Genomic DNA, 12,952 nt, shown 5'->3' on the forward strand with positions numbered 1-12,952 from the left:
CTGGGAGAGAACTCATGGCGCGATTGTGCGCAAACGACTCCGGTTCCCACAACCGCCGGCTTCACATTTCGCTCAAGAACGTGCTGGTGGGTATGGGAACGGGTGGTTAGACTGTCGATATACACTTGTACTTTCCCTTCACCCCTCGCGCGGTACCGACTAAATGCTCGACACCCTGCTCGATTTCCTGGCCAACGGTCTCTCCCGCGCAAGCTGGGGCGAAATGGTGGTCTACATGCTCGTGGTCACGCAGCTCACCATCTTCACGGTGACCCTGTATTACCACCGTAGCGCGACCCATCGCGGCGTGGATTTCCACTGGACCCTCAACGGTTTCTTCCGTTTCTGGGGCTGGCTGACCACGGGCATGGTCGTGCGTGAATGGGTTGCCATCCACCGCAAGCACCACGCCAAGGTCGAGACCGAGGAAGACCCGCACAGCCCGCAGGTCTTCGGCATCAAGAAGGTCTTCTTCGACGGTGTCGCCCTCTACCGTGAGGCCAGCTACAACAAGGCCGATATGGAGAAGTACGGCCGCGGCACCCCGGACGACTGGGTCGAGCGCACCCTGTTCGGAAAGCACCCCTACTGGGGTCCGACGCTGATGGCGATCATCAATGTCTCGCTGTTCGGTGTCGTCGGCATGGCCCTGTGGGCCATCCAGATGGTCTGGATCCCGTTCTGGGCCGCCGGCTTCGTCAATGGCATCGGCCACTGGTGGGGCTACCGCAACTTCGAAAGCTCCGACACGGCGACCAACATCTCGCCTTGGGGCTTCTGGATCGGCGGCGAAGAACTCCATAACAACCATCACGCGTTCCCGAGTTCCGCCAAGTTCGCCCTGCGCAAGTGGGAGTTCGACATCGGCTGGGCGGCCATCTGCACCCTGCGCGCGGTGGGCCTTGCCAAGGTGCTGCGCGTGGCGCCGACCCTCAACATCCGTCCGAACGTACACCTGCCGGATGCCGAAACGCTCAAGGGCGTTCTGGCGCTGCGCTTCCAGGCCACGACCGATTACTACCGCAACGTCATCCTGCCGACCATGCGCGAAGAAGTCAGTCAGGCCGGCGACAGTGTGAAGGCTGTGCCGCGCCGGGTTCGTCGCGCCCTTGCTGACGGCGGTCGCTGGCTCGATAACGACGCACGTGAGCGCATGCATGCCGCGCTGGCGAATCGTCCCACCTTGACCACGGTGTGCGAGTTCCGTGCTCGTTTGGTCGCACTAATGGAAGAGCGTGGTGCCGACAAGGCGCTGAAGTCGCTCCAGCAGTGGATCGTCGAGGCGGAGCAGAGTGGTATTCGGTCGCTGCAGCAGTTTGCGGAGCGGCTGAAGGGATATTCGGCGGTGGGTGCGTAAGCTTCCCGCTCGCTGGTAGTAGACAAAAGGCTCGCCGTTGGCGGGCCTTTTTTTTGGTTCGCTGTGGATGCCCGATTCCCGATTCCCGATTCCCGATGCCCGATGCCCGATGCCCGATGCCCGATGCCCGATGCCCGGCGCTCGGCTTCGCCATCGCTCACTACACTTGGGCGTCTCGCGGGGGAGACCTTGGTGCCCACCCTCGCTGCTCAGACAGTCCTCCGCGTTCGAGAAGGAAGGCCGCTCCGCGGCTCATGTTCTTATTGGCCTACGGCCGCTCCACTTGTCCGGAACTCGCCTCGAGGGTGGACACCAAGGTCTCTCACGACGATACGGTTAGCTGGAGGGAGAGCCAGCAGCCGGAGCGGCGTTGCTTCGTCAGCTCGACCCCCACGAACCTCAGGGTTCGGAAGAGTCTTCGGTGCCCACCCTCGAGGCGAGTTCCCGACAAGTGGAGCGGCCGTAGGCCAAATAAGTACATGAGCCGCGGTAGCGGCCTTCCGGTACGAAACGCGAAGGGGTGTCTGAGCAGCGAGGGTGGGCACCGAAGGCTCTGCGCCGCGACGTCCAGGCACCGAAGGCTCCGCGCCCTGACCTCTGGCCCCGCCGCGGCGTGAGCTGGCAGCAGGCAATCACAAAAAAACCCGCCTTGCGGCGGGTTTCCTGAAGATCTGCAAGGCGCAAAGCGCTCTTACTTGATCTTGCCTTCCTTATATTCGACATGCTTCCGGATGACGGGGTCGTACTTCATGAACACCATCTTTTCAGGAGTGTTCTTCTTGTTCTTGTCCGTCGTATAGAAGTGCCCGGTTCCCGCAGTGGAGATCAGGCGATGCTTATCACGCTTACCAGCCATGTTCGATCTCCTTAGATCTTTTCGCCACGGGAACGGAGGTCGGCGAGCACGGCGTCGATACCGTTCTTGTCGATGGTGCGCAGCGCGTGGTTCGAGATGCGCAGCTTGATCCAGCGGTTCTCGCTGGCGACCCAGAAACGACGCTCGTGCAGGTTCGGCAGCCAGCGGCGACGGGTACGGTTGTTTGCATGCGAGACGTTGTTACCGGTCTGCACACCCTTGTTGGTGACTTGGCATCTACGGGCCATGGCGACCTCCTTTAGATTATGTGACCGCCCTTTGGCCAGGACGGCATCGGCCCAGCCGCGACCCATGAAAAGGGGGCGCCACGCGATGGCTGGAGGGGGTGGAGCATTCCCGCCGCTTGAGGCCCGCATCGCGTGACGGACCTGCCCGACGAATCGGGGTGGCATAGGGAAGCCGGGCATTCTCTCAGAATCCGACGTGTTCACGCAAGCCGGACTGTGCGCCGCCGGGGGTTGTGTGAAACAATCTCCGCTTTCGTGCCTCCGCACGAAGCCGCCTTCAAGACGCCTTTCCGAGGAACACGCAATGGCAGACATCACCCCCAACGGCCAGGCCGGCCAGCCGCAGCTCGTCCTGCAGAAGATCTACGTCAAGGACGCTTCCTTCGAAGCGCCGAACGCGCCCCAGGTCTTCCAGGAAATGGGCGAGACCGAGGCCCAGCCGCAGGTCCAGCTCAATCTGGGCCACAAGGCCGTCGACCTCGGCAACGAGCAGTTCGAAGTGGTCCTCAGCCTCACCCTTACCTGCAACCTGGGTGAGCGCACCGCGTATCTCGCCGAAGTGCACCAGGCGGGTATCTTCGGCATCGGTGGCTTCACCAGCGAAGACCGCGACGGCATCCTGGGTTCGTACTGCCCGAACCTGCTGTTCCCGTATGCCCGCCAGATGGTCTCCGCCATGATCCAGGAAGGCGGCTTTCCGCCGTTCCTGCTCCAGCCGATCAATTTCGACGCCCTGTACGCCGAGCAGCAGCGTCAGCAGGTCGAGGGCGCCGGGGCCCATACGCTCAACAGCTGAGTGATGACTCCCGTCTCCCGACCCACCGTCGCTGTCCTCGGCGCCGGTTCCTGGGGCACCGCACTGGCCGCGCTGCTGGCGCGCAACGACGTCCCCACACGGTTGTGGGGGCGCGATGCCGACGCGCTCGCGGCCATGGCCGCGTCGCGTCGTAACCTGCGCTACCTGCCGGACCTCGATCTGCCGATCGAGCTCAGCTATGAGGCTGACCTGGCGAAGATCGTCCGCGGTGCCGGCATCGTGCTCATCGTCGTGCCCAGTCATGCGTTTGCTTCGATGCTCGACGACATCATCCCCATGCTCGATCCGGGGACGAAAATATCGTGGGCGACCAAGGGTTTCGAAACCGGCACCGGTCGTTTCCTGCATGAGTTGGTGAACGAAAAGCTCCCCGGGCGCCCCGCGGCGGTGATTACCGGTCCGTCGTTCGCGCGCGAAGTCGCCGCCGGTCTGCCCAGTGCGGTCACCGTGCACGCCACCGACGACGCCTTCGGCAGGGAGCTGGCCGTGCTTCTGCACGCGCCGGATTTCCGCGCCTATACGGGCAACGACATCCTGGGTGCCGAACTCGGCGGCGCGATGAAGAATGTACTGGCCGTGGCCACCGGTGTTGCCGACGGCATGGAGCTCGGCCTTAATGCCCGCGCTGGCCTGATCACCCGTGGCATGAACGAGATGCTTCGGCTGGGCGTCGCGCTTGGCGCCCGCGCCGAGACCCTGATGGGTCTGGCCGGCCTCGGCGATCTGGTCCTCACCTGTACCGGCGATCTCTCGCGTAACCGTCGCCTGGGCCTGGCCCTGGGTCGCGGCATCTCGCTCGACGACGCGGTGCGCGAGATCGGGCAGGTCGTCGAAAGCGTTGTCACCGCGGATGAAGTCGCCCGCCTCGCCGGCTTTCACGGCCTCGACCTGCCTATCTCGGCGGCCGTCCGCTCCGTCCTGCATGGCGAAGTGACGCCCGTCCAGGGCCTGCGCACCCTGATGGGGCGTCAGCAGAAGCCCGAGTACCCGGTCGATCTTTTCCCAAATCGCCGCGGCTGAAGCCGCGGCGCGCCTCCCGCTTCGCTGAACCGGGGCGATCCCCGGGAAAAAAGTCTTACGGGCACGTTCTGCTGCCTTTGCTAAGCTTCCTGTTTTGATCGTGCGGGCGGGATCGATACGGATGCATCAACCGGACGACAAGCGCAAACGAAATGCCGTGGTGGCTCCGCTACCGCTGGCGTGGCAACGCGTGCTGGGCCAGGCCGAACCGGCCGTGGCCGGCGAGCGCAGTGTGCTCGGCTTCTTTCTCGAGGCCATCAACGATGACCACGAGCCCGCCGCACGCCTCGATGTCGCCCCGGTCCTGCTGACCCTCGGAGCCGACGGTCGTTACTCGCGACCGATTCCGCTGGACAGCCGACATCTGCCCGATGCACCGCTCAGCGATATAGAGCGGCGCCTCGCAGCGACGCTGCTCGGCCTGCCGCAGACCTTGCGCAAGAGCCGTAGCTACGCTCGCTTCGCCGGCTCGCTGGGCGACCACCTCCTCGCCGATATCCTCGATGCCGCCCCATGCTTCTTTGGCGGTGTGGCCGGCTTGCAGCTTTCGCGAGGCAAGCCGCATCCGTTGAAGTGGCGCTGGAACCTCGAAAAGGACGGCGGCCAGAAACTCGTGCCGGCCGTGCCTGCCAGCCAGCGCCTGTTCCGCATCGGCGCGCTCTGGTTCCTCGATGCCGAGCACGCGGAAGTGGGCCCGCTCGAAGCCGATCCCGCCGAGAGCGCGTGGCTCGACCTCCCGCCGCTGGCACCCGAGAACACCACGGTGTTTCGCGCCGAACTGGCGTCCACGCCGATGGGGCCGCGCGTTCCCGCGCCGCAGGTATTCGGGGAGATGCGTCGCGCTGAGGTGTCGCCGCGCCCCGTGCTCGTCCTGCATGCCCTTACACGGCACGCCCGTCTTGCTGCCGGTACGCCGCCGCTCGCCTACGGCCGACTCGCCTTCGACTACGCGGGAGAGCGCTTGCCCGGTCGTGGCGGCGAACCCCTCGTGCGTCGCGTGCGCAATGGCGTACTGCTTGAGATCTGCCGTCGTCGTGCCGAAGAGTTGTCGACGATGGAAACGCTCGAAACGGCAGGGCTCAATCCGGCCGTAGACACCGAAGGCCTGCCGTGGGACATGGCCGACACCTTGCCCGACGACGCCTGGCTGTTTCCCGGCAAAGGCTACGCCGGAGCGCTCGAGGTCAACACGCCGGCACGTTGGCTGGCGCTGCGACCGAAGCTCGAAGCCGACGGCTTCCTGCTCGAGTACGCGCCCAGCTTTCCCTTTGAAGTACTTGAAGGCCCGGTGCGCTGGTACGGCAAGGCGGCCGAGGATGAAGCCGACCGGGCCTTCGATCTGGAAATCGGTATCGATGTCGAAGGCAAGCGGGTCAACCTCTTGCCGGCCGTTGCCCAGGCGCTTGCGGAACATCAGCTCAGCCTGAGCCCTGCACCGGGTGAGGCGGAAGATTCCGTCTGGTACGCGCCGGTCGATGAACGCCGCCGTGTGCCCGTGCGTCTGAAAGAATTGCGCGGCTTGCTCGCGCCGCTTGCCGAATACCTCGAGAAGCCACGCCAGCAGCTGCACCTCCCGCGCGTTCAGGCGGGCCGTCTCGAAGAGCTCGTCCAGGCCTTGCCCAGCGGTGGTTCGTTCGAAGCTCCCGAGCGCCTCCGTGGCTTCACCAAGCGTTTGCGTGAAGCGGGCGAGCGCGCAAGCGATGTCGTGCCCGCTGGCATCAATGCCGAACTGCGCGGCTACCAGCGCGACGGCCTACGCTGGATGAACGCGCTCGCGGAAGCAGGCACCGGCGGCGTGCTCGCCGACGACATGGGACTTGGCAAGACGCTGCAGCTCATCACGCACCTGCTTGCGCTGAAAGAGGCGGGCTCGCTGACCGCTCCCGCGCTCGTCGTCGTGCCGACCAGTCTCGTTCCCAACTGGGTGTCCGAAGTCGCGCGATTTGCACCGAGCCTGCGTCTGCTTGCGCTGCACGGTCCGCAACGCGCGGAAACGTTCGCCCACATGGGCGAGTACGACGTCATCCTCACGACTTACGCCTTGCTCCCGCGTGACGTCGAGACGCTGAAGAAGCAGCCGTTTTCTCTCGTCGTACTCGACGAAGCCCAGCAGGTTAAGAATCCTCGTACCCAGGCGCGTCGCGCGCTGCTTACGTTGAAGGTACCGCGCTGCCTGTGCCTGACGGGTACGCCGCTTGAGAATCATCTGGGCGAACTGTGGTCGCAGGTGGACCTCGCCGTGCCTGGCTTGCTAGGTGACGAAGGCGCCTTCCGCCGCCACTACCGTGGCCCGATCGAAAAGCACCAGGACGTTGAATGCCAGGAGCGGCCTCAATCGCCGTATCGCTCCGTTCATCCTGCGGCGCACGAAGGCTCAGGTCGCCTCCGAGTTGCCGGCGAAAACGGAGATTACCCGTCGCGTCGTCATGGAGCCGAAGCAGCGCGATCTCTATGAAAGCCTGCGCCTGTCGCTTGCCGAAGAGCTGCGCGAGGTCATTGCGCAGCGCGGTATCGCACACAGCGGCATTATCGTGCTGGATGCACTGCTGAAGCTGCGCCAGGTCTGCTGCGATCCACGACTGGTGAAACTCGAAGCCGCACGCGGCGTTCGCGAATCCGCCAAGTTCGAGCTGTTGATGGATATGCTCCCGGCGCTTCTCGCCGAGGGTCGTCGCGTCCTGCTGTTCAGCCAGTTCACCGAAATGCTCAAGCTCATCGCGGTCGAACTCGACCGTCGTCGTCTGAGCTACGTCACGCTCACGGGTGAAACGCGCGATCGCGCCGAACCCGTGCAGCGTTTCCAGGACGGCGAAGTGCCGCTCTTCCTGCTTTCATTGAAGGCAGGTGGCGTCGGTCTCAACCTGACCAGCGCGGACACGGTCATTCACTACGATCCGTGGTGGAATCCGGCTGCGGAAGCACAGGCAAGCGACCGTGCGCATCGCATCGGCCAGGACAAGCCTGTATTCGTCTATCGCCTGATCACCGCCGGCACCGTTGAAGAACGTATCGAAGAGCTGAAGGCCCGCAAGGCCGAGCTTGCCGATGCCGTGCTCGAGGGCGGCGGCAGCCGCGAACGGCTGAGCTTCGACGAGAGCGATCTGGATGCGTTGCTGGCGCCGTCTGCGTGAGAAAGCCCGTCGGCTGACGTAGGTAGCGCACGCGCCACTTGTAATCCATGGGTCACATAACGTAACTTATGGGTTACGTTTCGCCCATGTACGAGATCATCCATAGCGAAGCCTTTCACCGTTGGATTAACGGTCTTCGCGATCGCGCAGCACGAGGTCGGATAGACGTCCGGCTACGCCGTATGTCGCTCGGCCACCTTGGTGACGTGAAGCACGTGGGAGAAGGTGTGCGCGAGATGCGCATCGACTGCGGGCCCGGCTACCGCATCTATTTCATCCATCGGGCGACAGTACTTATCGTCCTTCTTTGCGGAGGCGATAAGTGCACGCAGCAGACCGACATACTACGGGCTACGAAGCTCGCGAAAGCATGGGACAAGCACGCATGCAAGAGAAATTCACGAGATGGGATCCTGTGGAGCGCCTCGTTACTGAAGCCGACCAAATGGCTTATCTCAATGCGAGTCTTGAGGAAGACCCCGGCGACGGAAGTCTTATCCGTGCTGCACTCGGCGACATTGCGCGCGCACGCGGCATGAGCCGCGTTTCGCGCGCGGCCGGCATTTCGAGGGAGGGTTTGTACCGGGCACTTTCCGTGGACGGTAATCCCGAATTCGCTACGGTCATGCGCGTCATTCGCGCGCTAGGTCTGCACCTGCGCGCGACATGACAGCGTGACTCACCGACGAAGCGGCGAGCCGCCAGCTTCGACGATCGCGAGCGCGGCACCGCCGATCAGGCCCGGCTCCGGGTTCATGATCGCCTGGGTGGGTACCTGTTCCATCGTGTCACGGAAGCGACCCTTGGCTTCGAAGCGCTCGCGGAAATTGCCCTTCTGGATCCACGGCAGGAGGATCGGGGTCATGCCGCCGGTGAGGTAGACGCCGTCCCACGCGCCGAGCGTGAGCACCAGGTCGCCGGCGACGCTGCCGAAGATACCGGCGAACGTCTCGACGGCGCGGCCGCACATGGGGCACGTCGTGTCGGAGGCGCGCTTGGTAATTTCTTCGGGCGTGATGCCTTCCTGGGGCTTCTGACCGGAGATCTCGCAGATGGCTTCGTAAAGGTTCACGAGGCCCTGGCCGCAGATCAGGCGCTCGTTGGAGACGCGGCCATAGCGAAGGTTGAGCACCTTGAGAATCTCGATGTCCTCGGCGCTGTGCGCGGCGAAGCCGGCATGGCCGCCCTCGGTCTGCAGCACGCTGACCTTGTCGCCGCGGATCAGGAGGCCACCGACGCCCAGGCCGGTGCCCGGGCCGACGACGACGAAGGTCTGTTCTTCCTTGGCGCCGATCTTCGGAACGGGCAGCTTGCCGACCGGTACGAGGTCCTGGTGGCCGTCGGCGGTCTTTTCGTCCGTCATGAGCATGACGGCCATGGACTGCGCAGCGAAATCGTTGACCAGGTGGACCCACTCGAGGTCCAGCTCCTTGGCGAGGCTCTTGGCGGAGATGGCCCAGGGATTGTTAGTGACCTTGACGGTCTCGCCGTTATCGATGCGGCCGGCGGCGGCGATGATGGCGCGCTGCGCCTCGTGGCCGGCATCCTTGAAGTACTGCTTGGCGGCGTCGCCCAGCGAGGCGTAATCCTTGACGTGGTACTTGCGCACGCTTTCCTGGATAAGCGGTTGATCTTCATCCGGATGCGCAATGCCGAAGCGCACATTGGTGCCGCCGAGGTCGGCGAGCAGGGTAGGCGCCTTCGCGCTCACGTTGGCCATGTTTGGGAAACCTGTCATGTCACGGAAGCTCGCAAGGGTGCCTCGCGAGGGGGCTGGCGTCTAGTGACGGTTTGCTCTGCATTGCGTTGACACACGCAAGGCTCTCAGGATGTGACAGGCTAACCGACAGTTTGACGTAAACGATTACGTCGGCAGAATACCGCATTGCCCGGGGCAATGGCAGGCAGTTGCCTGGCAACCCGGGACCCAACGGGAGAGTGAGTGATGGCAGCGGTCCGCCTGGACAAGGTGCGCAAGGTTTATCCGAACGGCCACGTGGCGCTGAAGGAGGCCAGCTTCGAGATCGCCGATGGCGAGCTATTGGTGTTGGTCGGCCCGTCGGGCTGCGGCAAGACGACGCTCCTGCGCATGATCGCCGGCCTTGAGTCGATCTCGGGTGGCACGATGTCGATCGGCGACCGTGTCATCAACGATGTCGCGCCGAAAGATCGAGATATCGCCATGGTCTTCCAGAACTATGCGCTGTATCCGCACATGACGGTTCGCGAGAACCTCGGTTTCGGCCTGCGCCTGCGTGGTGCGTCCAAAGACGAGATCGACCGGCGCGTCGCCACCGCGTCGGAGATGCTGGGCCTCGACGAACGTCTCGACCATCGTCCCGCCGCCCTCTCGGGTGGACAGCGGCAGCGTGTCGCGCTGGGTCGCGCGCTGGTGCGCGATCCCTCGGTGTTCCTGCTCGACGAGCCGCTATCCAACCTCGACGCGAAGCTTCGGCTTTCGACCCGCGTGGAGATCGCACGCATTCATCGTCGTGTCGGCGCCACGATGGTCTATGTCACGCACGACCAGATCGAGGCGATGACGCTGGGCCAGCGCATCGTGGTACTCAACGGCGGGGTGATCCAGCAGCTCGATACCCCGATGAATCTCTACAACAAACCGGCGAATCTCTTCGTCGCCGGTTTCCTCGGCAGTCCGGCGATGAATCTCTTCCACGGAACGCTGCGCCGCGAGGAGGGGCTGCGCCTGGAGATGAAGGAGGGCACCGTTCTTCTCGGCTCGGATGCGGCCGCGCTGGCTGCCTTCGTCGACAAGCCGTTGGTGGTCGGCATTCGTCCGGAAGACCTCCTCACTGTGGCCGATCACGAGGCGGTGGACGAGCGCTTCAGGGCGCACGTGGATGTCGTAGAGCCCGTGGGCAACGAGGTTTTTCTCAACATGCGTCATGCCGGCGACGAGCTGGTGTCGCGCGTTCCGCCTTACACCACGGTGCAGCCGGGGAGCGAAATTTCCCTGGGATTCAATGCGGAACGCCTGCATTTCTTCGATCCGGAAAGTACCGCCCGTATCGACGTCGCATGATCTTGTTGTGAATAAGAACCATTCTTATTAGGATGTCGTCACGTCGCCTCCTCGGGTGACGCGACCACTCCCCCGAACCGGCCGCCAGCCGGAGGCACGATGCCTCCTTCGCAAGCTCCCGAACCGTGCCCTCGCCGGCACGACCTTGCGAAGGAAGCACCACCGTGTTGCCAAAGAACGCCCTCGCTGCGCTTATCGGCGCGGCACTCGCCTGCCCGTTTGTTGCCCTCGCGGCCGACGCCGTCGCTCCCACGACGGCCACCGACGACCTGCCGCGCATTACCGTCACCGCCATCGGATCGGCCTTCAAGTTCGACGTGCCGGCTACCGTCTCGGTCATCGATCGACAGAAGATGGACCGCCACCTCGTTGCCGACATCCGCGATCTCGTCAAGTACGAGCCCGGCGTTTCCGCCGTGGGTACGGCCGGTCGCTGGGGCCTGGACAGCTTCAACATCCGCGGTCTGGACGGTAACCGCGTCGCCATCCTGACCGACGGCGTTTCGGCGTCCAGTTCGTTCGGTTTCTCGACCACGGGCATGCGCGCCGGTCGCAGCTTCGTCGATCCGGACAGGCTCAAGAGTGTCGAGATCACCCGCGGCCCCGCCTCGGCGCTCGATCCGTCCGATGCGCTCGGCGGCACGGTTCGTTATGTGACCAAGGATCCATCGGACTACCTTCGCGACGGCAAGGACGTCTATGTTTCCATCAAGGAACGCTACAACAGCGCGGATCGCTCGCTGGGTACCTCGCTGACGCTGGCCGGCGGCACGCCGACCAATGGCATCGTGTTCGTTGCCGATCACCGCGAAGGTGACGCATTGAATAACAAGGGCGACATCGACACCTCGAACTACCTGCGCACCCGGCCCGATCCGCTCTCACAGAACACCACCAGCGTGCTCGGAAAGTACGTGCACGTGGCACCGTCGGGTCGCGAGGATCGTGTCACCGCCGACTTGTACCGCAACAACGTCAACACCGATGTACTGAGCGCGCTGGGTCAGGCCGGTACAACGCGACTGCTTACCGACCACGCAGACGATCGCGCGACGCGTGCACGTTTCTCCGTAGGACAGCGCTACACGAACATCGACCTCGGCATCGCCGACCGCCTCGAGTGGGACGTGTACTGGCAGAAATCCGAGACCGAATCGACGACGAATACGCTGGCCAACGTGCCTTCACGCAACGCCACCTACGACCGCGTCTACCTCAGTGATCTGAATGAACGCCTCTACGGCGGCAGGCTGAACCTGTTCAAGTCGATCACCGGCGGCCGTGTGGAGCAGCGCATGGCCTATGGCATCGAAGCATCGCGCACCACGCCTACCGGCGACCTCGGTGGCCAGGGAAGAGACGTGCGGACGGGGATTGTCTCCAGCAACACGCCTTACATGCCGGAGAACTATCCGCTGCGCTTCTTCCCGCGCAACGATACCGATCGCTACGCGCTGTTCGCACAGGACGAGATCGCGTTGCTCGACGGCAAGCTGCGCATCACGCCGGGCGTGCGTTGGGACCACTACGCGTTCAAGCCGGACATGGCCGACCCGTATTACAACAGCTCCTTCGTCCAGAGTGGCCTGGGCAATGTAACGAAAAGTCGCTTCTCGCCGAAGCTCGGCGTGTCCTATGCGGTCACCGACGCGATCGAGGTCTACGGACAGTACGCACAGGGATTCCGACCGCCGCTGTACAACGAACTGGCGGTCGCCTGGGGCACGCCTCGCCTGTATGGCATCGTGCCGAACCCGTCGTTGAAGCCGGAAACAAGCAAGGGTGTCGAGTTCGGCGTTCGCGGCAATAGCGAACTGGGTTACTTCTCTGCGAGCGCTTACTACAACAAGTACCGCAACTTCATCTATGGCGGCTACACGCTGGACCGGAGCCAGTGGCCGCAATGGGCGCTCAACCAGAACCTGCTGATCGTGATGCAGGCGGTTAATTTCCCGAAGGCGACGATCAAGGGCGTGGAAGCCTCGGTTGGCCTGCGCCTTGGCGCACTCGTCGATGCACTGCAGGGCTGGCGCATCGAAGGAAATCTCGCGGCGTCGAAGGGCGACAAGCAGGTCGTCGGTCAGTCCGGGTGGTCGCCGTTGAACAGCGTCGATCCACTGAGCGCCGTCCTGGGCATCTCCTACGACGCGAAAGCATGGGGCGTCGAACTTCTCGGTAAGGGGGTACAGCGCAAGTCGCGCCTCGACACGTCGACGACATTCCGTGCCCCGGGCTACGCCACGCTCGACCTCTACGCGCACTGGAAACCCATCGATTCGCTGGAACTGATGGGTGGCTTCACCAACCTGGCCGATCGCAAGTACTGGGACTGGGGTTCGCTGCATGGCGGCGTCCTGACCAACGTCGCCACCGGCGGCGGCATCGACGACGCCCAGGTCCGCAATGCCCAGATCGAACGCCTGACCATGCCCGGACGTGCTGTCACCGTCTCGGCCCGTTACACCTTCTGAGGAGTCGAC

The 12,952-nt window shown here is 63.9% G+C and carries 9 protein-coding genes and 2 pseudogenes; 8 read left to right on the forward strand and 3 right to left on the reverse strand.

From position 1 onward, the window contains the following. The first annotated feature begins 163 nt into the window (after positions 1-163). A complete protein-coding gene (locus ACVWWJ_RS02375; protein WP_159896582.1) occupies positions 164-1,357 on the forward strand; it encodes a DesA family fatty acid desaturase in 1,194 nt (397 codons plus the stop codon). Between the two features lie 691 nt (positions 1,358-2,048). Here ACVWWJ_RS02375 and rpmG read toward each other — a convergent pair. Then, entirely contained in the window at positions 2,049-2,213 is a 165-nt protein-coding gene (rpmG, locus tag ACVWWJ_RS02380; protein WP_046966534.1) for a 50S ribosomal protein L33, read from the reverse strand. A gap of 11 nt (positions 2,214-2,224) precedes the next feature. After that, on the reverse strand, positions 2,225-2,461 hold the full coding sequence (gene rpmB, locus ACVWWJ_RS02385; protein WP_046966535.1) for a 50S ribosomal protein L28: 237 nt from the start codon (positions 2,459-2,461) through the stop codon (positions 2,225-2,227). Positions 2,462-2,765: 304 nt separating this feature from the next. Between rpmB and secB the strand changes: the two genes are divergently transcribed. The 5 genes and pseudogenes from secB to ACVWWJ_RS02410 all read left to right on the forward strand — a co-directional run bounded on the left by secB (position 2,766) and on the right by ACVWWJ_RS02410 (position 8,099). Beyond that, positions 2,766-3,257, forward strand: coding sequence for a protein-export chaperone SecB (secB, locus tag ACVWWJ_RS02390; RefSeq protein WP_046966536.1), 492 nt, complete (start codon positions 2,766-2,768; stop codon positions 3,255-3,257). Between the two features lie 3 nt (positions 3,258-3,260). Beyond that, complete coding sequence (locus tag ACVWWJ_RS02395) at positions 3,261-4,298, forward strand: NAD(P)H-dependent glycerol-3-phosphate dehydrogenase (RefSeq protein ID WP_456966639.1); 1,038 nt, start codon at positions 3,261-3,263, stop codon at positions 4,296-4,298. A gap of 121 nt (positions 4,299-4,419) precedes the next feature. Then, positions 4,420-7,429: pseudogene (locus ACVWWJ_RS02400) on the forward strand (DEAD/DEAH box helicase). An 86-nt stretch (positions 7,430-7,515) separates the two neighbouring features. Further along, positions 7,516-7,791 (forward strand): annotated as a pseudogene (locus ACVWWJ_RS02405) (type II toxin-antitoxin system RelE/ParE family toxin); the annotation flags it as partial. A gap of 23 nt (positions 7,792-7,814) precedes the next feature. Then, complete coding sequence (locus tag ACVWWJ_RS02410) at positions 7,815-8,099, forward strand: addiction module antidote protein (RefSeq protein WP_456966640.1); 285 nt, start codon at positions 7,815-7,817, stop codon at positions 8,097-8,099. 9 nt (positions 8,100-8,108) lie between these two features. Here ACVWWJ_RS02410 and glk read toward each other — a convergent pair whose 3' ends face one another. Then, positions 8,109-9,149: a glucokinase gene (glk, locus tag ACVWWJ_RS02415; RefSeq protein WP_159890123.1), complete on the reverse strand. Its 1,041-nt coding sequence runs from the start codon at positions 9,147-9,149 to the stop codon at positions 8,109-8,111. Between the two features lie 225 nt (positions 9,150-9,374). Between glk and ACVWWJ_RS02420 the strand changes: the two genes are divergently transcribed. Continuing rightward, positions 9,375-10,472, forward strand: a complete 1,098-nt coding sequence (locus ACVWWJ_RS02420; protein ID WP_456966641.1) for an ABC transporter ATP-binding protein — start codon at positions 9,375-9,377, stop codon at positions 10,470-10,472. Between the two features lie 164 nt (positions 10,473-10,636). Then, entirely contained in the window at positions 10,637-12,943 is a 2,307-nt protein-coding gene (locus tag ACVWWJ_RS02425; RefSeq protein ID WP_456966642.1) for a TonB-dependent hemoglobin/transferrin/lactoferrin family receptor, read from the forward strand. Positions 12,944-12,952 lie beyond the last annotated feature (9 nt).

The sequence above is a fragment of the Luteibacter sp. HA06 genome (assembly GCF_054061215.1).